This window comes from Paracoccus fistulariae, from assembly GCF_028553785.1.
Taxonomy (GTDB): Bacteria; Pseudomonadota; Alphaproteobacteria; order Rhodobacterales; family Rhodobacteraceae; genus Paracoccus; species Paracoccus fistulariae.
Genome location: NZ_CP067136.1, coordinates 2,197,487 through 2,221,426 on the forward strand (window position 1 = coordinate 2,197,487; position 23,940 = coordinate 2,221,426).

Annotated in this window: 23 protein-coding genes; 9 read left to right on the top strand and 14 right to left on the bottom strand. The window is 64.7% G+C overall.

Annotated elements, in window-relative coordinates:
• Positions 1 to 124: 124 nt before the first annotated feature.
• Complete coding sequence (locus JHX87_RS10835; RefSeq protein ID WP_271884934.1) at positions 125 to 784, top strand: DUF3047 domain-containing protein; 660 nt, start codon at positions 125 to 127, stop codon at positions 782 to 784.
• On the opposite strand, the gene JHX87_RS10840 is transcribed toward JHX87_RS10835, so the two are convergent.
• The 13 genes from JHX87_RS10840 to JHX87_RS10900 form a co-directional block, all read right to left on the bottom strand.
• On the bottom strand, positions 777 to 1,412 hold the full coding sequence (locus JHX87_RS10840) for an ATP-binding cassette domain-containing protein (RefSeq protein ID WP_271884933.1): 636 nt from the start codon (positions 1,410 to 1,412) through the stop codon (positions 777 to 779). The two genes, JHX87_RS10835 and JHX87_RS10840, sit on opposite strands and share 8 nt — an antisense overlap.
• Positions 1,409 to 3,118 (bottom strand): ABC transporter permease, encoded by a 1,710-nt coding sequence (locus tag JHX87_RS10845; RefSeq protein WP_272833671.1) that lies wholly within the window; start codon positions 3,116 to 3,118, stop codon positions 1,409 to 1,411. The genes JHX87_RS10840 and JHX87_RS10845 overlap by 4 nt, the downstream gene beginning before the upstream one ends.
• Entirely contained in the window at positions 3,094 to 4,284 is a 1,191-nt protein-coding gene (locus tag JHX87_RS10850; RefSeq protein WP_271884929.1) for an ABC transporter substrate-binding protein, read from the bottom strand. Before JHX87_RS10850 ends, JHX87_RS10845 begins: the two co-directional genes overlap by 25 nt.
• Positions 4,281 to 4,907, bottom strand: coding sequence for a CDP-alcohol phosphatidyltransferase family protein (locus JHX87_RS10855; RefSeq protein ID WP_271884927.1), 627 nt, complete (start codon positions 4,905 to 4,907; stop codon positions 4,281 to 4,283). The genes JHX87_RS10850 and JHX87_RS10855 overlap by 4 nt, the downstream gene beginning before the upstream one ends.
• Positions 4,904 to 7,051 (bottom strand): FAD-dependent oxidoreductase, encoded by a 2,148-nt coding sequence (locus JHX87_RS10860; RefSeq protein ID WP_271884925.1) that lies wholly within the window; start codon positions 7,049 to 7,051, stop codon positions 4,904 to 4,906. The genes JHX87_RS10855 and JHX87_RS10860 overlap by 4 nt, the downstream gene beginning before the upstream one ends.
• Before the next feature lie 100 nt (positions 7,052 to 7,151).
• Positions 7,152 to 7,691, bottom strand: a complete 540-nt coding sequence (locus JHX87_RS10865) for a TetR/AcrR family transcriptional regulator (protein ID WP_272833672.1) — start codon at positions 7,689 to 7,691, stop codon at positions 7,152 to 7,154.
• Positions 7,692 to 7,884: 193 nt separating this feature from the next.
• Positions 7,885 to 8,571 carry a haloacid dehalogenase type II gene (locus JHX87_RS10870; protein ID WP_271884922.1) on the bottom strand — a complete coding sequence of 229 codons (687 nt, stop codon included), beginning with the start codon at positions 8,569 to 8,571 and terminating at the stop codon, positions 7,885 to 7,887.
• A gap of 205 nt (positions 8,572 to 8,776) precedes the next feature.
• Positions 8,777 to 9,427, bottom strand: a complete 651-nt coding sequence (locus tag JHX87_RS10875) for a DUF1109 domain-containing protein (RefSeq protein ID WP_271884920.1) — start codon at positions 9,425 to 9,427, stop codon at positions 8,777 to 8,779.
• Positions 9,424 to 10,140, bottom strand: coding sequence for a sigma-70 family RNA polymerase sigma factor (locus JHX87_RS10880; protein WP_271884918.1), 717 nt, complete (start codon positions 10,138 to 10,140; stop codon positions 9,424 to 9,426). Before JHX87_RS10880 ends, JHX87_RS10875 begins: the two co-directional genes overlap by 4 nt.
• Entirely contained in the window at positions 10,115 to 10,543 is a 429-nt protein-coding gene (locus JHX87_RS10885) for a DoxX family protein (RefSeq protein WP_271884916.1), read from the bottom strand. Before JHX87_RS10885 ends, JHX87_RS10880 begins: the two co-directional genes overlap by 26 nt.
• Positions 10,537 to 11,286: an HvfC/BufC N-terminal domain-containing protein gene (locus tag JHX87_RS10890; protein WP_271884914.1), complete on the bottom strand. Its 750-nt coding sequence runs from the start codon at positions 11,284 to 11,286 to the stop codon at positions 10,537 to 10,539. Before JHX87_RS10890 ends, JHX87_RS10885 begins: the two co-directional genes overlap by 7 nt.
• Entirely contained in the window at positions 11,276 to 12,118 is an 843-nt protein-coding gene (gene bufB / locus JHX87_RS10895; RefSeq protein ID WP_271884913.1) for an MNIO family bufferin maturase, read from the bottom strand. The genes JHX87_RS10890 and bufB overlap by 11 nt, the downstream gene beginning before the upstream one ends.
• 48 nt (positions 12,119 to 12,166) lie before the next feature.
• A complete protein-coding gene (locus JHX87_RS10900) occupies positions 12,167 to 12,472 on the bottom strand; it encodes a BufA1 family periplasmic bufferin-type metallophore (protein ID WP_271884911.1) in 306 nt (101 codons plus the stop codon).
• Between the two features lie 262 nt (positions 12,473 to 12,734).
• Here JHX87_RS10900 and JHX87_RS10905 point away from each other — a divergent pair, with 262 nt between their 5' ends.
• The 6 genes from JHX87_RS10905 to JHX87_RS10930 all read left to right on the top strand — a co-directional run bounded on the left by JHX87_RS10905 (position 12,735) and on the right by JHX87_RS10930 (position 19,669).
• On the top strand, positions 12,735 to 13,664 hold the full coding sequence (locus JHX87_RS10905) for a LysR family transcriptional regulator (RefSeq protein ID WP_271884909.1): 930 nt from the start codon (positions 12,735 to 12,737) through the stop codon (positions 13,662 to 13,664).
• A 121-nt stretch (positions 13,665 to 13,785) separates the two neighbouring features.
• Complete coding sequence (locus JHX87_RS10910; RefSeq protein WP_271884907.1) at positions 13,786 to 14,793, top strand: Bug family tripartite tricarboxylate transporter substrate binding protein; 1,008 nt, start codon at positions 13,786 to 13,788, stop codon at positions 14,791 to 14,793.
• A 65-nt stretch (positions 14,794 to 14,858) separates the two neighbouring features.
• A complete protein-coding gene (locus tag JHX87_RS10915; RefSeq protein WP_271884906.1) occupies positions 14,859 to 15,371 on the top strand; it encodes a tripartite tricarboxylate transporter TctB family protein in 513 nt (170 codons plus the stop codon).
• Positions 15,371 to 16,909 carry a tripartite tricarboxylate transporter permease gene (locus JHX87_RS10920; RefSeq protein ID WP_271884904.1) on the top strand — a complete coding sequence of 513 codons (1,539 nt, stop codon included), beginning with the start codon at positions 15,371 to 15,373 and terminating at the stop codon, positions 16,907 to 16,909. The genes JHX87_RS10915 and JHX87_RS10920 overlap by 1 nt, the downstream gene beginning before the upstream one ends.
• 13 nt (positions 16,910 to 16,922) lie before the next feature.
• A complete protein-coding gene (locus JHX87_RS10925) occupies positions 16,923 to 18,812 on the top strand; it encodes a bifunctional sugar phosphate isomerase/epimerase/4-hydroxyphenylpyruvate dioxygenase family protein (protein WP_271884902.1) in 1,890 nt (629 codons plus the stop codon).
• Between the two features lie 23 nt (positions 18,813 to 18,835).
• On the top strand, positions 18,836 to 19,669 hold the full coding sequence (locus JHX87_RS10930) for a shikimate dehydrogenase family protein (RefSeq protein WP_271884900.1): 834 nt from the start codon (positions 18,836 to 18,838) through the stop codon (positions 19,667 to 19,669).
• Positions 19,670 to 19,737: 68 nt separating this feature from the next.
• Here the strand turns inward: JHX87_RS10930 and JHX87_RS10935 are convergent, their stop codons facing one another.
• Positions 19,738 to 21,900, bottom strand: coding sequence for a malate synthase G (locus tag JHX87_RS10935; RefSeq protein ID WP_271884899.1), 2,163 nt, complete (start codon positions 21,898 to 21,900; stop codon positions 19,738 to 19,740).
• A gap of 400 nt (positions 21,901 to 22,300) precedes the next feature.
• On the opposite strand from JHX87_RS10935, the gene JHX87_RS10940 reads away from it, so the two are divergent.
• Both JHX87_RS10940 and JHX87_RS10945 read left to right on the top strand, forming a co-directional pair.
• On the top strand, positions 22,301 to 22,714 hold the full coding sequence (locus tag JHX87_RS10940) for a pore-forming ESAT-6 family protein (RefSeq protein WP_271884898.1): 414 nt from the start codon (positions 22,301 to 22,303) through the stop codon (positions 22,712 to 22,714).
• Between the two features lie 200 nt (positions 22,715 to 22,914).
• Positions 22,915 to 23,937 (top strand): LacI family DNA-binding transcriptional regulator, encoded by a 1,023-nt coding sequence (locus tag JHX87_RS10945; protein WP_271884896.1) that lies wholly within the window; start codon positions 22,915 to 22,917, stop codon positions 23,935 to 23,937.
• Positions 23,938 to 23,940 lie beyond the last annotated feature (3 nt).

Here is a 23,940-nt window from a genome sequence, read left to right on the forward strand (position 1 = left end):
TGATTTTCGCGGATCACCCGGCAAGTCAAGCGGCAAGGCGCGCTTCACGAAACAGTGTCCGCGCGTAACTTTCAGCCCGCGCCGACCGTATCGTCACCAAGGACGACACCGAGGAGGACCCCAGATGAAACGCCGCCTGTTCCTGGCCGCCGCTGCCACCACGCTGATGCCGCTGCGCCTTGCGGCCGCACAGGCCGTCCCGATTGCCTTTGACGGTCGCTGGAAGGCGCTGAAATTTCCGCGCCTGACCCCGACCCGCTTTGGCTTGGGCGGCGGCACCCTGACGATCCAGGGGCAGGGCGGATCCTCACTTATCTATCTGCCCGCGCCCGAGGCCGCGCGCGCCGCCCGCACTGCCCGCTGGTCCTGGTCTGTCAGCCGCAGCGTTCCGCCCACCGATCTGTCGCGAAAGGGCGGGGATGATCGCAATATCGCGCTGTATTTCGTCTTTATGGACCCGCAGGCGGCGGCGCGGCTGTCGCCCGATACCTCTCCCCGCAGGCTGCTGTCCAATCGTTCGGCCCGGGTGCTGATCTATGTCTGGGGCGGCAATCACGCGGCGGGCAGCGCCATCCCCAGCCCCTATCTGGGCGGGCGCGGCGTGACCATTGCGCTGCGCCCCTCGGGGACGGGACAGGCGCAGGCGCGGGCCGATCTGGCCGTCGATTACGCCCGCGCCTTCGGTCAGGCCCCTGGCACGCTGGTCGGGCTGGCCGTTTCCGCCGATAACGACGACACGGACAGCGCCCTGCAGGCCAGCATTTCGGGCCTGACGCTTAGCTGAGCGTCAGCACCGGCCCGCCGGCGGCCTGCGCATCGGCGCTGTCATGGGTTACCAGCAGCGCCGGGATCCGGGCGCGGGCGATGGTGTCGAAGGCAAAGCGGCGGATCGCGTCGCGCCGGTCGGGATCGAGGCCCGAAAAAGGTTCATCCAGCAGCACCGCGCGCGGCTGCGCCAGAAGCGTCCGCATCAGCGCGACCCGCGCGCGCTGACCGCCCGACAGGGTGGCGGGATCGCGCGGGCCAAAACCCTCCATCCCCGCCTGCTCCAGCGCCTGTGCAACCGCGTCACGCCGGGCCTGCCTGCCCCGGACCCGCGCGGACAGGCCGAAGGCCAGATTATCCGCGACCGACAGATGAGGGAACAGCACCGCCTCCTGGAACATCATGCCGATACTGCGCCGTTCGGCCGGCAGGGCCAGCACGTCCTGACCGTCCAGCGTGACCCGCCCGGTGGCGCGGAAATCCGGCGGCAGGTGGCCACCAATCGCCGCCAGCAATGTCGATTTCCCGATCCCCGACGGCCCGGTGATGCTGGTGACCACGCCTGGCGCGACCTGCAATGTCAGCGGCCGGAACAGCGCCTGACCGTCCGGGGTCAGAACGCCAAGCTGGTCCAGGATCAGGGTCATGCGGCTCCTTTCAGGGCGCGGCGGTTGCGATGCAGCGCGGCGGGCAGGATCAGCGCCGCCAGAAAGATCGCCCAGGGCAGCACCGCCTGCAAGACCGCATGCACCGCCGCCACCCGCCGGTCAGAGCCCGAAGACAGGGCGACAGCCTCGGTCGTCAGCGTCTCGACCCGGCCGCCCCCCAGAAACAGCGTCGGCAGATATTGCGCCACCGAGACGGCAAAGCCCACCGCCGCGGCCGTGCAGATCGGCGCCAGCAAGACGGGCAGCTTGACCTGCCACAGCCGCCGCCACGGCCCCGCGCCAAGCGCTGCGGCGCTGCGGTCCAAGCGCGGATCCAGCGCCGACCACGGACCCGCCAGCGCGATCATCACATAGGGAAAGACGAACAGCCAATGCCCCCAGATCACCGCGACCATGGGGGGCAGCGGCCCCAGGATCATCAGCCCGGCCAGCCCGATCAGAAAGGACAGTTGCGGCAGCAGCAGGGGAATATGGATCGCGGCGCGCAGCCAGCCCTCTTGCCCGCGCCGCCCCAGCCGGTCGCCGCTGTCCAGCCACAGGATCGCGGTCAGCAGGGCCAGCGATGTGGCAACCGCGCCGATCAGCGCCGTCGTGGCCACCGTGCCCGACCAGCGTGCGGCATCGGCCCAGACCCGCAGCGACAGCGAGGCAGGCCACAGATCCGGCCAGCGCCAGGCAAAGCTGATCGACCAGAGGGCCAGCGCCGCGAATGCCAGCCCGGCCAGCAGCATCATCGCACCGGCCACGGCGACCGGCAGGATCAGCAGGGGGTCCGCCCAAACCGCGCGCCGTCCTTGCCGCAGGATCGCGCGCCCGGCACCGGCCAGCAGCCGCGCCGTGCCAAGGATCAGCGCAAAGGCCGCAAGCGCCAGCGCCAGTTGCAGCAGCCCCCCGGCCGAGGCGGGCAGGATCGCCCTCAGATCCGGGTCGGCAAACATGCGGGCGACCAGCACCGCCAGCGTCGGCGGGTTCGACGGCCCCAGGATCAGCGCCATGTCCACGACCGAGATCGAGAAGGCCAGCACCACCATCACCGGCAGCCGCACCAGCGGCCAAAGCTGCGGCAGGATCAGCCACAGCCAGCAGGCCGCGCGGCCGTAACCAAGGCTTCGCCCCGCCGCCAGATGCTGCCGCAGCGGGATCTGCGTCGTCGCGCCCAGCAGCAGGAGCAGCAGGAAAGGCAGTTCCTTGACCACAAGACCAAGGATCAGCGCCAGCCCGAAGGGATCGCCCACCGTCGCCAGATCCGGCGGGCGCGCCCAGCCCACAAGCGGCGCAAGCGCGCGGGCCAGCCAGCCCGACGGCGCCAGCACAAAGGCCAGCCCGATCGCCACCGCCGCATGCGGGGCCGCCAGCAGCGGCGCCAGCAACGGTCGCAGCCGCCGCATCCGGCCGTGCAAGGTCGCCAGCACCCCGACCGCCAGCAGCAGCGACAGCGCAGTTGCCGTCAGCCCGGTCCACAGGCTGAGAACAGCGGCGCGGGCCATGCCGGGCATCGCGGCCAGATCCTGCCAGGGCTGCAGGCTTGGCCCCACGGCCCCCAGTGCCGGGAAATGCCCGAAACCGGCGCCAAGGCTATGCGCAAGGCCCAGACCGACAGGCAGGATCAACCCGCCCAGAATGACCAGCCCGGCACCTGCGCGCAAAAGCCGCGCCGATCTCATCTGGTATAGCGGGCCTGCCACTCGGCCGTCAGGCGTGTCATCCAATCGGCATGCGGTTCGGGCAGGACCGGCCCCAGCTGATCCAGTGCGGGCAAAGCCGGATCGCTGGGCAGTTCGGCAAAGGCGGCGCGCGCCTTGTCGTCCAGACGCGCGGGATCAAGCACGGAAAACGATCCCAGAACCTCGATATTCTGCATCCGGGCCTGGACCTCGGGATCCAGCAGCGTATTGGCGACCACCTTGGCCCCGGCCATATTCGCGGCGTTATAGGGGATGGCCACGAAGCTGACATTGCCGATACTGCCCGCCTGCGGGACATGCACCCGGACGGTTTCGGGCAGCAGACCATCACGGATCGCCGCCGCGGCAGAGGCCGGATCAAAGGACATATGCACGTCGATTTCCCCATCGTTCAGCAATTGCTGTTGGACCGACTGGTTTTCGGGAAAGGACTGACCCTCGCGCCAGAGGTTCGGGCGCAAGGCGTCATACCAATCCCACAGCGGTGCGGTGGCTGCGGCAAAGCTGTCATCGGTGGGCGGCACGGACAGGTCGGTGCCCTCGGGCGCCAATTCGACCAGCGCCTGTTTCAGGAAGGTCGCGCCCATGAAATTCGCCGGATCGGGATGGGTGATGCGACCGGGGTTCGCCGCCGCGTAATCGACCCAGCCCGCCATATCGGCAGGCGGTGCGTCGATGCGGGCGCTGTCATAGTTGAAGACGAATTTCGCCAGCCGCCAGGGCGATTCCAGCCCCTCAACCGGGACGGTGAAATCGACGCTATTGGCCGATCCCGGCGACAGGTCCAGATATTCCGCATTGGGCAGATTCTGAACAAAGGGCCCGTGCAACAGGCCCTGCTGCTTCATCGCCAGGAAATTCGGCCCGTTGATCCAGATCAGATCGACCTGCCCGCCCTCATCCCGGCCTGCGGTCTTTTCGGCCAACACGCGGGCGACAGCCTCGGCCGTATCGGTCAGCTTCACATGCCGCAAGCCGACACCATAACGCTCTTGCGTGCGCTGGCCGACCCAATCCAGAAAGGCATTGGTGCGCTCATCCCCGCCCCAGGCGTGGATATGCACGGTCTGACCCTTGGCGGCGTCAAGGGTGGTCTGCCAGTCCTCGGCAAGCGCGGGGGACTGGGACAGGCCAAGGGCGAGCATGGCGGAAAGCAGGGGTTTCATCGGGTCTCCTTCAAGGGTCGGCGGAAGGCTGTCCAGCCCATGCGCCAGCGCAACAGTGTGGTCACCGCGCAGGCTGCGGCAAAGATCCAGGCAAGGATCGGGAACAGATCGGGCAACAGGCACATCAGCAGAAAGGTCACGATGGTCTCGAACCCCTCCGTCAGCCCGCCCAGATAATAGATGCCCTTTTGCGGGAATGCCTCTGCCGTCTCGCCCCGGCGGGCGGCGATGGCGGCAAAGGCCAGAAAGGAAGAGCCTGTGCCGACGAAAGCCGCGATCAGTACGGCGGCGGGCAGCGCATTCGCCGCCGGATCGTGAAAGGCAAAACCCAGCGGCACCAGCGCGTAGAAGACGAAATCCAGCGCGATATCCAGAAAGGCACCGCGATCCGTGGGACCGACGCGACGCGCCACGGCACCATCCAGCCCATCCATGAAACGGTTCAGCAGGATCAGCAGCAGCGCCAGCCAGAACCAGCCCAGTGCCAGTGCCGGGATGGCCAGGATGCCGATCGCGAACCCTGCCACACTGATCGAATCCGCGCTGACGCCACGATCTGCCAGCACCGTCGCCAGGGGGCGCATCGCCGCGCGTTGCAGCGGAAGAAGCCGGGCGTCGATCATCCGCGCCTCCACTCGTGAAACCGTTCCAGCAGGGCCAGCGCACGCGGATTGACATGGGCGCGACGCCAGACGCCGGCGGTGGATTTCGCGGCCTCAGCCCAGGTGGGATAGATATGGATGGTGCCCAGGATCTTGTTCAGGCCCAGCCCGTGTTTCATCGCCAGCACGAATTCGGCGATCAGATCGCCCGCATGATCGCCGACGATGGTGACGCCCAGAATGCGGTCCTTGCCGGGCGGGGTCAGCACCTTGACGAACCCATGCGCGGCTCCGTCGGTGATGGCGCGGTCCAGTTCCGCCAGATCGAAGCGCGTCACCTCGACCGCGATGCCCTTGTCGCGGGCCTCGGCCTCGGACAGGCCGAGGCGGGCGACCTCGGGATCGGTAAAAGTGGCCCAGGGGATCACCCGGTAGTCGGCCTTGAAGCGCTTCGGCATCCCGAACAGCGCATTGACGCTGGCAAACCAAGCCTGATGCGAGGCCGTATGCGTGAACTGAAACGGCCCGGCCACATCGCCCGCCGCAAGGATATTGGGAAAGCGCGTTTCCAGAAACTCATTCACCTCGACCGTGCGACCGGCGGGGATGTCCAGCTTTTCCAGACCGAACCCTTCCAGCCGGGCGCTGCGCCCCACGGCAACGATCATCTGGTCAAAGGTGATGCGGCGGGTCTGACCATCGGCCTCGACCTCAATCCACTTGCCGTCATCCGCGCCGCAGCCGACCGCCTTGTGCCCGGTCAGCACGGTCACGCCATCCCTGCGCAAGTACTCCTCGACGAGGTCCGAGACCTCTTCATCCTCGCGGATCATCAGCCGTGGCGCCATTTCGATCTGCGTCACCTCGGATCCCAGCCGGGCGAAGGCCTGCGACAGTTCGCAGCCGATCGGCCCTCCGCCCAGAACCACCAGACGGCGCGGCGGATGGTCCTGATCCGACAGCCGGTCCCATAATGTGTCCGAGGTCAGCGGATCGACCTGATCCAGACCCGGCAAGGGGGGCATGGTGGCGCGCGCGCCCGTGGCGATGATGACGGCGCGGGTGCTCAGACGCTGCGTGCCGCCATCCTGCAAGGCAATCTCCACCGTCCAGGGGTCGATCAGGCTGGCACGGCCCTTGATCACCTCGACCCCCAGACCGGTATAGCGTTCCACACTGTCATGCGGGGCGATGCGGGCGATGGCCTGATGCACGCGCGCCATCACCTGCCGGAACGGGATCTGCGGCGGGGTATCGGTCAGCCCCCAGTGACCCGCATGGCGCATCTGATGCGCCAGCGTCGCGCTGCGGATCAGCGTTTTCGACGGCACACAGCCATAGTTCAGGCAATCGCCGCCCATCTCACCCGCCTCGACCAGTGTCACCCTGGCCTTGACCGCCGCCGCGATATAGGCCGAGACCAGCCCGGCAGAGCCTGCGCCGATCACCACCAGATTGCGGTCAAAGCGTTTCGGCCTGTCCCATCCGGCATAGACGCGCCGCCGCCGCCACAGGCCCAGCACGGCCCGCGCGATCCAGGGAAACAGCGCCAGCAGGGCGAAGGACGCCAGAATCGGGCCCGAGACGATCCCCGACAGGCTGTCCAGCCCCGCCAGCTGCGTGCCCGCATTCACGTAAACCGCCGTCCCGGCCAGCATCCCCGCCTGACTGACCCAATAGAAGGTCCAGACCGGCATCGGTGTCAGCCCCATCAGCAGATTGACCGCAAAGAAGGGCACGACCGGGATCAGGCGCAGCGAGAACAGGTAGAAGGCGCCATCGCGCTTCAGCCCCGCCTCGATCTTGTCGGCCCGCGACCCCAGCCTGGCCCGCACCCAGTCCCGCGCCAGATAACGCGCGCCCAGAAAGGCCAGCGTCGCGCCGATGGCAGAGGCGAAAGAGACCAGCAGCAATCCCTGCCAGAAGCCGAACATCGCCCCCGCCGCCAGCGTCAGCCAGACGGCGATGGGCAGCGACAGGGTGGTGATCGCGACATAGATCAGGAAAAACACCACGGCCACCGCGACCGGGCGCGCCTGTTGCAGTTCCGTCAGCCCGGCAAGCTGATCGCGCAGGCCATCAAGGCTCAGATCCTGACCGCGCAGGAAAAACAGCACCAGAATGACGACCAGCGCAAGAATGGCTATAAGAGCAGGTCGTTTCACAATGGTTCCTTCCCGAGGTTCAGCAGATCAGATCGTCATATCACTGTTGAAAGCAACTCGTTCCAGAAGGCGAAACGTTACATGATTTTTCCTTGTGGCATTACCCGCGCAGCCCGGCAACCGCCCGGACCGCTGCCTGTCCGATGCGGCGCAGCCCTGCGGCATCCTGGCCCGCGCGGGCCCGCTGCACGATCCCGCGCGCCATGGCGGCGATCAGCGACGCGCTGACCTGTGACGGGCAGTCACCCTCTTCCGGCCAGCCATCGGCGACAAGCCGTTCCGCGATCCGCGATTCCAGCGCGACCAGCCTGCGGTTACACTCTTCTTGCAGCAGGGCGTTATTGGTCGCGGCCTCCAGAAGCACGCTGGAGACAAGACAGCCCCGCATCCGCGGATCGCCTGCGGACAGTTGCACGATCTGGGCAAAGAAGGCGGTCAGATCCTCTTCCAGCGACCCCTTGGGACCAAGCGCGCGCCAAACCGGCCTCAACCGCGTTTCCGCGTAATGTGCCAGCGCCGCCAGAAACAGGCCCTGTTTGCTGTCAAAGGTCTTGTACAGGCTGTGTCGCGGCATCCCCATGGCCCGGCACAACATGTCCACCGGCGCCTGATCATATCCCTTCATCCAGAAAATGCGCATCGCGGCATCCACTGCGCTGGTCTGGTCATAGCCTCGGGGGCGCCCCCTGCTCCGCAGGAATGAGGTGTCAGGCATGAACTGAACTTGCATCAACGATCCGGTTTCAGGATAGCTGACACGCTATCAGCCAACAAGTTAACCATACGTAAATTTGCGTCAGAACTGATTTATTTTCCTTGGGCGCAGCGGCCCCTCAGCTGCCCCATTCCAAGACGATTTTCTGCGCCAGCCGGGACAGGTCGGGCGCCACCAGATCCGGCTGCGGCACATGCGCACCGGGCAGCGGCGCGTTGACGCCATGCGTGACCAGCGCGCCCTTGCCGCCAAGCGCCTGCATCCCCATCGTGTCCCAGACATGGCAGGCCACAAGGCACAGGTCCGAAAACGGCGCCTGCAGCGCATCGGCCACCAGCTGATAGGTCTGCGGCGCGGGTTTGAAATGGCCCGAGGGCGCGACGCTGAAGGCGCCTTCGAAGAAATGGCCCAGACCGGCCATATCCAGCGTCGACGGCCCGTCCGAGGGCGGCGAATTCGTCAGCGTGACCATGCGAAATCCGCTGCTGCGCAGCAGATCCAGCGCCATGGCCGCGTCCGGATGTGCGGGCATGGATCCAAGCCTGCGGCGCAGATGCGCCACATCGCTGTCGGAAATCGTCCGCCCGCGGATCTGCCCCATCATCTGCAGCACCGACCCGGCCAGCGTGGCAAAATTCTCTTTCACGCCGATCAGGGTCAGGCTTTGTGAATAAAGGATCAGCTGCGCGAACCAGTCGCGCATCACCGCCGGATCGCCAAAGAGATCGTCGAAAACCGGTTCAAGATAGGTCAGATCCAGCAGGGTCTCATTCACGTCAAACACCAGAATGGGGCGTGTCGGCATGCTGCACTCCTTCCGCTTGCCTATGGACCGGAACCGGCCGGACATCATGCGGCGGCATTGTTACAGGACCGTCGCATGTCCCGATCTTTCACCATCGCGAAGGTTTGCGCCATAGCCCGGCATGGATTCGCAGGTCGGTTTTCCGGCGCGGCACAAAGGCGCCGCCCGGCAGTTGACAGGGCGATCCGACCCCGGGGCAAGCGGCCTACCAGCTGAGATAGCGTTTGCCGGCCAGCGCGCCCAGGGTGCTGGCGATCAGCATTGCCAGCCCATACCAGATGGTAAAGAACAAGGGCGAATCCTCGACGCAATGCAGCGCATAGCCTGCGGCAATCCCGGCGGACCCCGCCAGCCCGATCAGCGCGCCGGTCAGCGCCGGCCGCACCGATGCGCCACGGCGGAACACGAAGATCCCTGTGATCAGGGTGGGCAGCGACAGCAGGGTGATGATAACCATGCAGCCGATGGCCGTATTGCCCATGATCCCCGGGATCACCTGTGACGAAGGTGTCTGAACCAGACGCGCCGTGAACAGCGCCAGCGCGGCAATCGCGGGGATGGCCAGAACGCCCAGATGCAGCGGCAGACCCGGACGCGAGGCCCGCAGCGCCAGTGCCAGCGCAGGCACCGACAAGGCCAGCGGCAACAGCGACTTGGCCAGCACCTCGGGTTGACGCATAAGCTGGCCCAGATTGGCGCGCGGCCCGAATATCATCAGGAACAGCGCCACGGTCACCACCATCGCAGCCAGCAGCACGGCTGTCGCAAAGCCCGCCGACAGCCGCGCCGGGGGCGGGCTGGCTGCAAGACGCCGGATCAGGTCGTCAGTGGCTTCTGTTGCGGGGCGGTTCGTCATTTCATCCTCTGTGCCAGTTCGGACAGGCGTTTCATGGCGCGATGCAGCGCCACACGCGCCGCACCCGGCGATACCCCCAGTTCTTCGGCGGCATCCTCGGTGCTTTGGCCTTCGATGCGCACGGCGCGCACCAGCGCGGCGGATCGGTCGTCGATCATGCCCAGCAGCCGGTCGGCATCCCGCGCGGCAAGCGGCATGGGTCCGGGTTCGGCCTCCAGCATCTCGGCCACGTCGTCAATCGGCAGATGGATCTGCCGACCGCGCTTGCGAAAAGCATCGACGACCTTGTGGCGGGCGACCGCGTAAAGCCAGGGCCGGATGGGCGAAACCCCGTCCCAGCTGCCGCGCTTCAGATGGATCGCCAGCAATACCTCTTGCAGCACATCTTCGTGCAGATCGGGCGGCAGCCCCCGGCCCCGTGCGCGGATCAGCGAGCGTAGCGGCGGCGTCACCTCGGTCAGGAAACAATGGAACGCCTGCCCGTCGCCCTGATTGGCGCGGGTCATCAGCTCATTCCAAATCCGATCCTTGTCCAGCACGGCCTCCGCCCTTGCGGCAGGCAGTCTAGCACCGCCGCTGCCCGGCAGGCAATGCCAGCCCGCGCCGATATCCACCGCCATCGTCATGCGCGGCCGACCCGCGCCGGGTCCGGGCGCATATCGCTGGCAAGGGATCGCGGCGAACAGGTCATCGCCGCGCCCGATCCAGTCCAAGGGCATAATCCACCGAGACACGCCCCGGCCCATAGGCCGCCACGGCCAGCAGCGCCGACGCCCACAGGCCATGCGTGATCCAGGCTTCGGGATAGACGAAGATCTGGATCACCGCCGTCATGGCCAGCAGCCCAAGCGCCGACAGCCGCGTCAGCAGGCCCAGCACCAGCAGCACGGGCAGCGCATGTTCGGCCGCCGTCGCCATCACCGCCGCCAGCTTGGACGGGATCAGCGGCAGGGCATATTCATGTTCGAACAGGAACCAGGTCGAGTCCTTGATGGTAAACCCCTCGACCTTGGTGCGGCCGGATTGCCAGAAGATGATCGCCGGAAAGATCCGCAGCATCAGCGCCACGAGATCGGCAGGGATCCGGGCGCAGAGGGCGTTGATGCGCCTCAGCATGGCGCACCTGCCCGGCTGATCGCGCCCTGCTGCATCAGCCAGATCAGGCGCGGGGCCGGATCGTGGTAAGGATCGACCTGCTGCGCCTGCTCGGCGGCAAAGGCCAGCGTCTCGCCCTGATGCAACGCCTCGATCAGGGCGGCATCGGCGGGGGACAGCGCCTCGACCAGCACATTGAAACAGGGGCTGCGCAGGATCAGCGCGATCTGCGGACCGGGCGGCAGGGGCGATTGCTGCGCCCCCGGCTGGTTCTGCGCCCAGATCGACACGGCCGGATGGGACAGCGACAGGATCGCGACCGAGGGATGCAGCGTCAGCCGCAGCTTTTCCGGATCCGCCGTCGCCAGAATGGCAGGCTCGATCAGATCGGCATCTGCGGCGTGAAACGCCACGCCGCGCGCATATTCGAGACGTGCGACATCGGCCATATAGGGCCATTTCGCCAGCGGCGCGAAACCTGCCAGAAAATCTGCGAAACCTGCGCCCCATTGCGACAGGACCGGGCTGCGCGGCGGATCGGCCGCCAGATAGGCCTTGGCCAGCGCGGAAAAGAAATCCGCACCGACCAGCCGCTCGATCACCGGAAAGCGGCGGCCAAGCGCCTGAGTCAGGCTGACGGCCACATTATTGCGATAGACGGCATAGCGCCGCGCGGCCTCGTCCGGGTCTGTCGCGGTGACGCCCGCAGGCAGATCGCCGCCGCTTAACGCGGCGCGGAAGGCGCTTTGGATATCAGCATGCATGAGCAGCGACCCCGGCCAGGATACGGTCGGCGCGGGCGGCCTCTTGCGCCAGCACCGACCATTCGGGCACGTCATTGTCCCACTCGACCAGCGTCGGCAGCGGGCCCATCCGCTCGATCACCTCGGCAAACAGCGTCCAGACCGGGTTCGAGACCGGCGCGCCATGGCTGTCGATCAGTAGCGGCCCCGAGGGCAGATCCTCGGAATCATGGCCGCCCAGATGGATTTCGCCAACCTTGGCCATGGGGAAATCGGCCAGATAGGCGCGGGGATCCTTGCGGTGATTGGTGCAGGAGACGAAGACATTGTTCACATCCAGCAGCAGGCCACAGCCGGTGCGTGCGGCGATGTCGGCCATGAATTCGGTTTCGGGAATGGTGGATTGCGCGAACAGCACATAGGTGGCCGGGTTTTCCAGCAACATCCGCCGCCCCAGAAATTCCTGCACCTGATCGACATGGTCGCAGATCGTGGCCAGCGTTTCTTCGGTATAGGGCAAGGGCAGAAGGTCGTTCAGATATTCGGCCCCGTGGCTGGACCAGGCCAGATGTTCGGAAAAGCTGTCGGGCTGATAGCGGTCGCACAGCGATTTCAGCCGCGCCAGATGCGCCTGATCCAGACCGTTGGCGCCGCCGATCGACAGCCCCACGCCATGAAGCGAGATTGCGTGATCGTTGCGCAGCGCGGTCAGTTGCGCATGCGGCAGACCGCCCGCGCCCATGTAGTTTTCGGCATGAACCTCGAAAAAGGCGGGCGGGTTCATATCCTTGCGGATGTCGGCGAAATGTTCGGGCTTGAAGCCAAGGCCGGCACGGGGTGGCAGACGGGTCATGATTTCCTCCTGATTGTCCGGGCGCGGGCTGGCCGCGCCCGGCATGTCTTATGCGGGCAGATCGCGATCCAGCGGCTCCAGCGAGCCCTTGCGCATGCTGCCGTCATCGGCGGCGGGCACTTCGGTCGTCATGCAGGTGCCGGCGGGAACCAGTTCCCAGGCATTGCCCTGATAATCCAGGGTCGAGGTGCCTGCACAGGTCGTGCCCGGCCCGGCGGCGCAGTCATTTTCACCAGCCATGGAAACGCCGTAGCATTTCTCCATTTCTTCGGCCTGAACCGGCGTCACAGCCATTGCGCCCAGGGCGCAGGCCAGCGACGCACCAAGCGCCAGGCGTGAGGTCATTTTGGTCATGGTGTAGTCTCCCTTTTGATCGGAAGGCATCGTCGCCTTCTCATGAAACTGCTCGGGGCGGGGGTAATGTTTGTTACAAATTTCTCTGCAAAAAATCTGCAGAGGGCTGGATAACCTTATAAAAACACGGTTTTTTCTGCGGTTTCGGACTGCGCTTGGCGTGGCATGGCAGCGCCCCGGTGGCGCCTTTGCCACCTCTGCACTGGACTAAGCGGCGGAAATTTGACGTGATGGCCGGAGACAGCCCCAAGCGATATGGTTCATGCCCCAGCTTACCCTGCGCCAGATCGAAGTCATTCGCGCCGTCGTGCTGACCGGAACGATCACCGGCGCGGCGCGGATGCTGAATGTCTCGCCCCCCGGGATCAGCCGCCTTGTGAAACATACCGAAGAATCGCTGGGCGTGCGGCTGTTCGAACGCCGGGGCAGCGTCTATGTCCCTGCCTCCGAGGCCACCGCGATCTTCGATCAGATCGGTCGCGTGTTCAGCGGGGTCGAGAACCTGAACCGCGCCGTCGATTCCCTGCAGCGCGGCGAGGCGGTGGACCTGTCCTTCGCCTCGGCCCCGTCGGTGGCGCAGTTCATCGCGGCACGCGCGGTGCGCCCGGTCCGGCAGCGTTATCCCGATCTGTTCATCGACCTGAACATCCTGAAGATCGAGGAAACCATCGACTATCTGATGCTGGATCGCGGGGAATTCGTGCTGATGAGCAGCGCGGTCGAAAATGCCGGGATCAGCAATGATATCGCCGCCCGTGGTCGGCTGGCGGCCATCGTACCCGAGGGGCATGCATTGGCGGGCCGTAACGAAGTCTCGGTCCATGACCTGATCCGCTATCCGATGATCGGGGTCGATCCCAAGGATCCCTATGGCCAGGTCTGCGCCTTTCCGCTGCAACAGGCGGGGTTGCCGGTGCGCTATTCGATGCGCGGCCGGTTTGCGCAAACGGTTGTCAGCCTTGTCCGGCATGGGCTGGGTGTCGCGGTCATCGATGAGTTTTCCGTGGCCGAGCTTTACATGCCCGGCGTGGTCCGTCTGCGCCTGACCGAAGAGGCGCCGATCACCATCTATATCGTGACCAAGACCGGCCGCGTCCTGTCCCCCTTTGCGGAATATGCGCTTCTTCAGTTGCGACGCGAATTGCAGCGCGCCACGGAATCACGACCTTGGGAACAACGCAAGGCAAGATAGGCCGCCCAGATTAACATGATGTTAACGATCGGTATGAATTTGTATTTGCGGTAAAGGTCGGTTCTTCACATGATGCAATCCATGGAGACTGCAGGATTCTCTTGCAGCAAGGGAGGCATATATGAACCGGACTTTCGTAAAATTCGCAACGGCCCTGGCCCTGACCACCAGCCTTGCTGGCGGCGCGGCACTGGCACAGGATTATCCCAGCAAGGAAATCCAGGGCATCATCCAATGGGGGGCCGGCGGCTCGACCGATACTGTCATGCGCACCGTGACCCCGCATGCCGAGGCGGTGCTTGGCGGCACGGTGGTAATGAAGAACATGACCGGCGGCGTCGGCGCCATTGCGACGAAATTCGTCTATGCGCAGAAGGCTGACGGCTACACCCTGCTGATGGGCGCCGAAAACCCGCTGCTTTACAAGGTGATGGGGCTGGGCGATATCGACTATTCCGAATTCACCCCGATCAATATCCTGGCCCGCGGCATTCCCATTCTGGTGGCCAATAACGACGCGCCCTTCGACGATTTCGCCGGGATGATCGCCTATATTCAGGCCAATCCGAATACGGTGAAATTCGGCTCGACCGGGCCGGGCGGTCTGGCCTCGGTGGTGACGGCAATGCTGAGATCGCAGACCGACATGCCCGTGACCGAGGTGCCCTATGACGGCGACGGCCCGGCGCTGACCGCGCTGCAAGGCGGCGCAATCGACGTGATGCCCGCAGTTCTGGGCGCGACGGTCGAGGGCATCAAGGGCGGTCGGATGAAGGCCATCACGCTGATCGACACCGAACCGTTCGAGGCCTTGCCGGATCTGCCCGCACTGGGCCAGACAAACCCGGAATATGCGAGCTACCTGCCCTGGGGCCCGTTCTTCGGCGTCTTCGTGAAGAATGGCACCCCTGACGAGATCGTCACCAAGCTGACCGAGGCCTATGCCACCGGTGCGCAAAGCGAGGATTTCGTCAAGCTGATGGCCGATCGTGGCTATGTGATCGAAAGCATGGCGGGTCAGGAGGCCACCGATTTCCTGAACAACTGGCAATCGGTCACCTCATGGCTGATCCAGGATGCCGGTCTGGCCAAGAAATCGCCGGAAGAATTCGGCATCCCGCGCCCCTGACAGCGCCCCGCGCCGCCCCGGAATTAGCCGGGGCGGATCCTTTCTGATCGGACAGAGGAAACGCCATGTCTGACAATCGCAAGCGCAGCGCCGGAGAGCTGGGATTCAACGCCCTGCTGTTCATCGCCAGCCTGGTGCTGCTGTGGAACGCCTACAAAATTTCCGGATTTGAATCGATTAGCTCTCCCGGCTCATTGCCGATGGCGGTCGCCCTGGCAATGGTGGTCAGCTCTGGCCTGATCCTGCTGGAGAATTTTCGCACGCCGGACCGCGACGGCACCGTCTTTTTCAAGGATATCCTGCCGCCGGTCGTGATCGTGATGATGCTGTTCATCTCGGGCTATGCGGTGCTGCTGGTGCCTTTGGGCTTCCTGCCGACCTCGCTGCTGTTTCTGTTCGTCTCGATCCTCTACCTGCGGCATGGCGGACCGGTCTTTGCCTTTACCGTGTCGCTGGCCTCTCTCATCGGCGTCTATGTCGTCTTCCGTCTGATCTTCAGCGTGCTGATGCCTGCCGGGATCGTCCCCGAGGGCGAGATTCTGGCCGCGTTCGGACGTATTTTCACGGGGGCTAACTGATGCAGGCGCTTGATTATTTCCTGATCCCCTGGCTGGATCTGAAACTGCTGTTCCTGGTCGCGGCGGGCACCTTTGCGGGTGTCTATGTCGGCGCGATCCCGGGGCTTTCGGTGACCATGGCCGTGTCGATCCTGATCGGCTTTACCTTTACCTGGGACGTCTATCCGGCGCTGTGCCTGATGGTCGGTATCTTCATGGGCGGGGTCTATGGCGGCTCGCGAACCGCGATCCTGCTGAACATTCCCGGCGCGCCTTCGGCCATTGCGACGGCGCTGGATGGCTATCCGCTGGCCCAGAAGGGGCTGGCCGGAGAGGCCATCGGCATTTCCACCGTCATGTCCTTTGTCGGCGGGCTGATCGGCATTGGCGTGCTGGCCCTGGCCGCGCCGACGGTCAGCGAATTCGCCCTGAAATTCCAGCCCCGCGATTACATGCTGCTGGCCATTCTGGGCATCCTGCTGGTCGGCTCCCTGTCCGGGGAAAGCCTGATCAAGGGCATCTTCGCAGGCTCGATGGGCCTGCTGATCGGCACGGTGGGCATGGACCCGCTGACCGCGCAGGAACGCTTTACCTTCGGCTTCACCCAATTGTGGGGCGGGATCAGCTTTATCGCGGTGATGATCGGCATGTTCGGCGTGTCCGAGGCGCTGGCCCAGTTGCACCATATCGACAAGCAGGCGGTGAAGCAGAAGATCGGCCGCATCGTGCCAAGCTGGTCGGCGGTGCGGAAATACCTGCCGCTGTCGCTGCAGACCTCGTCAATCGGGGTGATCATCGGCGCCCTGCCGGGCACCGGCGGCGATATTGCCGCGCTGATGGCCTATGACCACGCCAAGCGCATCACCAAGAACCCCGAGGTGCCTTTTGGCGAAGGCGCCAAGGAAGGGCTGGTCGCGCCCGAAACCGCCAATAACGCGGCGGTCGGCGGGGCTTTCATCCCGATGCTGACGCTGGGCATTCCGGGCGATGCGGTGACCGCGATCATGATCGGCGCGCTGTTCATCCACGGGCTGAATCCCGGCCCGATGCTGATGATCGACCAGCCGCAGATGTTCTGGTTCATCACCGGCGCACTGGTGCTGGCCAATATCTTCATGCTGATCTTTGGCCTGACAGGCATCCGCATCTTTACCAAGATCGTGGAAATGCCGCGCGCGGTGCTGATCCCGCTGATCCTGCTGCTCTCCATCGTCGGCGCCTATGCGGTCAATAACTCGATCACGGATGTCTACTGGATGCTGGCCTTCGGGGTGCTGGGCTATTTCATGAAAGCCTATGGCTATCAGCTTGGCCCGGTCATTCTTGGGGTGATCCTGTCGCGTCTGCTGGACGATAACTGGCGCCGGGCGATCCTGTCCGAAAACGGCAGCGTCGCAGGGCTGTTCAAGGGCATCCTGACCAGCCCCCTGTCGGCGGTCCTTCTGCTGATGGTGCTGTTCATCTTCTTCAGCCAGACCCCGCTGTGGCGGATGCTCAAGCGCAAGATCGGGCTGACCCCGGTGGAGCATGACCAAAACGCCCCCGGTTCGGGCGCCTGAGGAGACGGCACGGATGAAAACCTCGATCGCGACCGTCTCTATTGCGGGGAACCTGCGCGAAAAGCTGGCGGCGATTGCCGAGGCTGGCTTCGACGGGCTGGAGATCTTCGAGCAGGATTTCCTGCAGGATGCCGCCAGCCCGCGCGAGGTCGGCCAGATGATCCGCGATCACGGGCTGGAGGTGATGCTGTATCAGCCCTTTCGCGATTTCGAGGGCCTGCCCGAACCGCTGCGCGCCCGCGCCTTTGACCGCGCCCGCCACAAGTTCGACCTGATGGCCGAACTGGGCGCGGAACAGATGCTGATCTGCTCATCCGTGCATCCGCAGGCCCTGGGCGGGATCGACCGCGCCGCCGACGATCTGGCCGAACTGGCCGGGATCGCCGCGCAGCGTGGATTGCGCCTTGGATATGAGGCGCTGGCCTGGGGCCGCCATGTCAACGATCATCGCGACGCATGGGAAATCGTGCGCCGCGCTGATCAGCCCAATCTGGGGCTGATCCTGGACAGTTTTCACACGCTGGGCCGCGGGATCGACCCCGAAACCATCCGCCGCATCCCCGGCGACAAGATCTTTTTCGTCCAGCTTGCCGATGCGCCGCTGATCGAGATGGACCTGCTGTACTGGTCGCGCCATTTCCGCAATATGCCGGGAGAGGGCGACCTGCCGGTGGTGGAATTCATGCGCGCGATTGCGGCCACCGGCTATGACGGGCCGCTGTCGCTGGAAATCTTCAACGATCAGTTTCGTGGCGGCAGCCCGCATGGCATTGCCCGTGACGGGCACCGCTCGCTGATCTGGCTGATGGATCAGGTGCGGCGCAGCGATCCGGCCCTGTCGGTCGATCTGCCCGATATTCCTGACAATATCCGCGTCCAGGGCGTCGAATTCATCGAATTCGCCTCGAACAAGGGCGAAGTTCCGGTGCTGGAAACCGCGCTGCGGCAGATGGGCTTTCACCGCGCCGGGCAGCATCGCAACAAATCGGTCAGCGTCTGGCAGCAGGGCCAGATCCGCATCGTTCTGAATACCGAAGAAACCGGCTTTGCCCACAGCTTCTTTCTGAACCACGGCACCGGCGTATGCGATATCGGTCTGCGGGTCGAGGATGCGCAGGCCACGGTCGCGCGTGCCGCCGCGCTGGATGCGACGCTGTTCCATCAGCCGCTTGGCCCCGGAGAGCTGGACATCCCCGCGATCCGGGGGGTCGGCGGCTCGATCCTGCATTTCATCGATGAGAAAAGCGGTCTCGACGATGTCTGGCAGGTCGAGTTTCAGGCCACCGCGCATGAGGGTGGCGATTTCGGCCTGACCCGCGTGGATCATCTGGCCGAGACGATGAATTACGACGAAATGCTCAGCTGGACCCTGTTCTACAGCGCGATTTTCGATCTGCAGCGCCGCCCGATGATCGATGTGATCGACCCGGACGGGCTGGTCCGCAGTCAGGCGATCTCCAGCCCCGATGGCGGCACCCGGATCACGCTGAACGGGGCGCAGTCGCATCGCACGCTGGCGGGCGGCTTTCTGGCCGACAGCATGGGATCGGCCGTGCAGCATATCGCGCTTGGCAGCAGCGATATCTTTGCCAGCGCCGAGGCGATGGCCGGCGCGGGCTTCGAACCGCTGCCGATCCCCGAAAACTATTACGACGATCTTCAGGCCCGCTATGGCCTGCCTGATGACGAAATCGCGCGGTTGCGCCGCTGGAATATCCTCTATGAAGCCGATGAGGCCGGGGGCGAGTTCCTGCAGTTCTATGGCCGTCCGCTGCAATGCGGGCTGTTCTTTGAAATCGTGCAGCGCCGCGGCGGATATGACGGATATGGCGCGCTGAACGCGCCGTTCCGCATCGCGGCGCTGAAACGCCTAATGCGCGGCAAGGCAATTCCGCGCAGTTAAGACCCCAGCAGAAAGAAATACGGATGATTTCCGGCTATACCAAAATTCTGACGCATATCGGCGTCCCCACCGAAAGCTTCAAGGCATCGATGATCTATAACCCCTGGTTTCAGGCCAAGGGCATTGACACGGTGGTCATTCCCATGGGCTGCGAGGTTGAGGATTTCGCCACATTCCTGCCCCATGTCGCGCGGCTGCGCAATTTCGCGGGCGCACTGATCACCATGCCGCATAAGGTCGCGGTGGTCGATCTGCTGGACGAGGTCAGTCAGGCCGTGCGCATCTGCGGCGCCAGCAATGCGGTGCGCCGCGATCCCGATGGCAGGCTGATCGGCGATATGTTCGATGGCGAGGGCTTCGTGCGCGGCGTGCTGCGCAAGGGGCGCGCGGTCAAGGGGGCCTCGGCGCTGGTTGTGGGTACGGGCGGGGTCGGATCGGCCATCGCGGCCTCGCTGGCAGGGGCCGGCGCGGCGCGGCTGGCGCTTTACGATATCAATGCGGACTCGGCCGAACGGCTTGCCCGCAATATCCGCGCCGCCTGCCCGCAGATCGAGGTCACGACCGGCAGCAACGATCCCGCGGGCATCGACATCGTCGTCAACGCCACCCCGCTGGGCATGTCCGAGGGTGACCCCATGCCCCTGCCGGTCGAGCGTCTTGACCCCAGCAGCTTCGTGGGCGAGGTGGTGATGAAGCGCGAAGAAACTGCCTTTCTGGCCGCCGCCAAGGCAAGCGGCTGCATGACCCAGATCGGCACGGATATGCTGTTCGAACAGATCCCGGCCTATCTGCAATTCTTCGGTTTCCCCACCACCACGGCGGAAGAGCTGCGCGAGCTTGCCCAGATCCGTTATTAGGCCGGCGCCACCCGGAAAATCGAAAGCCCCGGCGAGGACCGGGGCTTTTTGATGCGGTGCGCGATGCCTTAGCCGCGCAGGGCCTTGGCCTCTTTCCGGCGGGCATGCAGCGCGGGTTCGGTATAGCCAGAGGGCTGGCTGGTGCCGGTGAAGATCAGATCTTCGGCAGCCTTGAAGGCCGGGCCGTCGAAATCGGGCGCCATGGGGATATAGTTCGGATCGCCCGCATTCTGACCATCGACCTTGACCGCCATGCGGCGCAGCGCGTCCTGCACCTCGGCCTTGCTGACCACGCCCTGCTCCAACCAGTTCGCCATATATTGCGCGCTGATACGGCAGGTGGCGCGATCCTCCATCAACTGGACATCGTCGATATCGGGCACTTTCGAGCAGCCGACCCCCTGATCCACCCAGCGGACGACATAGCCCAGAATGCCCTGACAGCTGTTGTCCACCTCGCGCAGCACCTCATCGCGCGACATGGGCGTGTCGCCGGTAAGGGCCGGGGTCAGCAGCTTGTCCAGATCGGGCACCGGGTTGCCCGCCAGCTTGTCCTGCACCGCAGCGACATCGACCATATGGTAATGCATCGCATGCAGCGTGGCGGCGGTCGGGCTGGGCACCCATGCGGTATTCGCGCCGGCCCTGGGATGGGCGATCTTTGTCTGCAGCATTTCCGCCAGCGCGTCGGGCTTGGCCCACATGCCCTTGCCGATCTGCGCCTTGCCACGCATGCCTGCCGCCAGACCGATCAGCACATTGCGATCCTCATAGGCGGACAGCCAGCCCGATTTCCGCATGCCGTGACGCCCGACAAAGGCACCGGCCTGCATCGAGGTGTGGATCTCATCCCCGGTGCGGTCCAGGAAGCCGGTATTGATAAAGACGATCCGGTTGCTGATCGCCTTGATGCAGGCGGCCAGATTGGCGCTGGTGCGGCGCTCTTCATCCATCAGGCCCAGCTTGACGGTATATTGCGGCAGGCCCAGGATCTGTTCGACCCTGGTAAAGACACGGTCGGCGAATGCGGCCTCATCCGGGCCATGCATCTTCGGCTTCACGACATAGACCGAGCCGACGCGGCTGTTGCCCAGACCTTCGCTGCGGTTCAGATCATGCATGGCGGCAGCGACGGTGACCATCGCATCCATCAGCCCTTCGGGCGTCTCCTGCCCATCCAGCAGCACGGCATCCGTGGTCATCAGATGGCCGACATTGCGCACCAGCAGCAGCGCGCGGCCCGGAAGCGTGATCTTGCTGCCATCGGGGGCAGTGATCTCGCGGTCCTTGGCCAGCCGACGGGTCATCTGCTTGCCGCCCTTCTCGAAGGTTTCGGTCAGGTCGCCCTTCATCAGGCCCAGCCAATTGCCATAGACGCCGACCTTGTCTTCGGCATCGACGGCGGCAACGCTGTCTTCGCAATCCTCAATGGCGGTCAGGGCCGCCTCCATCACCACATCGCGCAACCCCGAGGCCGAGGCCGCGCCAATCGGATGATCGCGGTTCACGACCAGTTCGACATGCAGCCCGTTATGGCGCAGGACATAGCCGGTATCCTTGCCAGCCTGATGCGTGCCGATAAAGGCGGACGGATCGCGCAGCGCGGCATCCTTGCCGTCAACGGTGGCGTGCAGACCATCCTGATCGGCGCGGTACTCTGTGACATCCGCATGGCTGCCCGAGGTCAGCGGGAAGGTATCGTCCAGAAACTTCGCGGCCCAGGCCACGACCTTGTCGCGGCGGTCGGGATCAATCCCCCCGCCACCCGAGGGCGGCGGCCCGACCACATCCGAGCCATAGGCCGCATCATACAGCGATCCCCAGCGGGCATTGGCGGCGTTCAGCGCGAAACGCGCATTGCTGACCGGAACCACAAGCTGCGGACCGGCGACCGAGGCGATCTCGGGATCGACCTTGCCATTCTCGATGGCAAAGACGGCGGGTTCGGGAACCAGATAGCCGATTTCGGTCAGGAAACCGCGATAGGCGGCGGCGTCCCAGTCCTGATTGCCCCGCGCCTTGTGCCAGTTGTCGATCTGGCTTTGCAGCGCCTCGCGATGGGCCAGAAGGTCACGGTTCTCGCCCGCGAAGTCCCGCAGCAATTCGGCATAGCCGGACCAGAACCGATCGGCATCCACACCGGTGCCGGGCAAAAGCCGGTCTTCGACAAAACCGGCAAGTTCCTGTGCAACTTCAAGACCCTGTCGTGTCGTATATGCGGTGGCGGCCATCACAACTCTCCTCTTCGCCGGGGGCGGAGCCTGTGCAAGTGGTCAATGCGGCTCCGAATCCCGGTATACTTTGGCGTACAATATTTTGCTTTCCATACGTGAGGCAATGTTATTTTCCAAGATCATTTGGAAGACTTTTCCATTTTTTGAAAAAATCTTTGCCGGTGGGAAAGCCGCCGCTGCGGCGCGGATCTGACAGGGATATGATGCAAGGTGATCGGGTGGTGACGGCTGTGGCCGGAACCTGCTGACCCGGGACGGATCTTTCCGGCCCCTTGGGCAAAAGACTGCTGGATTTTCGTGCCCCGTCACGCCGCATGAACATTCCCGATGCAGGCAGGTTATCTGGGTCAGGCGCGCGATCGGGCGCGCCATCCAAGGACGGAAGAAGGAGTTCTGAATGTATCGTCACATCGCACTTGCCCTGGGGATCGCCCTGACCGCGCCGGCAGCTTTCGCCCAAACCGCCGAGCAGGCCCCGACAGAGGCGCCGCAGGGATCCGCGATCGATCCGGGTCAGGCCTATCTTGCCGCGCGCAATCAGCTGGGCATCCTGAAGCATTGTCAGGAACAGGGCTTTACCGGACCGGAAGCCGTCGCCGCGCAGGAAAAGATGCTGGGCATGCTGCCCGGTGGCGACGCCGATGCGGGCTCCTCGGCCGAGGAAAAGGGCGCGGCGGGCACCGTCGCCATTGGCGAGACAGAGATCGCCCTTGCCGATGCCGCCTCGCAGCAGGGCACCACGGTCGAGGATCAGTGCCAGCAGATCGAGGCCGCCGTCAATCAGGTCGCCTCGCAACTGCCCGAAGGGTAGACAGCGATACCAGATGGCAGCACTGGCGGAATGCAGCGGGTCGGTCTTGTACCGGCCCGTTTCGCTTTGCGGTTTCCCTTTGCGGCGGATCAGGCGACGGTATTTTCAACGCCCGCAGGCAGGCCCAGCGGGCAGGATGAAAAGCTTTACAAGCCCTTCGTTTATGCCGATCCTGACGGCCATCCAGAAGGAAGCATCGCGTGACCGAAAGCCGAAAGCCGCCCCGAATTCATGATGTTGCAAAGCGCGCAGGCGTATCCGTCGCAACCGTCAGCCGGGTGATGTCGAACCCATCCATCGTGGCCGAGGCAACGCGGATCGCGGTCCAAAAGGCCATCGCCGAAACCGGCTATACGCTGAATGTCACCGCCCGCAACCTGCGTCAGCAACAGGTTGGCGGCGTGCTGGCGCTGGTGCCCAATCTGGCCAATCCGTTCTTTTCCGAAATCCTGGCGGGCATTGCCGATGTGCTGCGGGGCAATGGGCTGAACCTGCTGGTGCTGGACACCTCGGCCCGGGATGGGCGCAGTCAGGCCGAAACGGTCGGACCCTATCTGACACGCTCGCATTCCGACGGGGTGATCGTGCTGGACGGATCGCTTGGCGCGCAGCTTTTCGCACAACCGAACTGTCCGCCCATCGTGCAGGCCTGCGAATGGTCCGAGGATCTGGCCGCGCCGCGCGTGCTGGCCGATAATGCCGAGGGCGGACGGCTGGCCGTGCAGCATCTGACCCATCTTGGCCACCGCCGGATCCTGCATGTGACCGGCCCGGCCGGAAATTCGCTGACACGGGCGCGGCGCGAGGGGGTGCTGCGCGCCATGGCAGAAGCCGGGCTGGACGCAGGCGCGGAGCTGACCGAGGTGGAAGGGGATTTCACGCTGAAATCGGGGCATGCGGTGGCGCGCGGGATCCTGTCATCCGACAGCCGTCCGACGGCGGTGTTCTGCGACAATGACGAGATGGCTATCGGGCTGATCAACGGGCTGGCCGAGGGCGGATTGCGGGTGCCGCAGGATATCTCGGTCATCGGCTTCGACAATATCGAAATGTCGGCCTATGCCCTGCCCTCGCTCAGCACGATCCGGCAACATCGCGCCCGGCTGGGCCGCCGCGCAGCCGATTGCCTGCTGGCCCAGATCCAAGGCAAACCCTTCCCGGAAGAAACCATTCTGCCGGTGGAATTGCTGATCCGTAACAGCACGGCACCGGCGCCGCGCTGACAG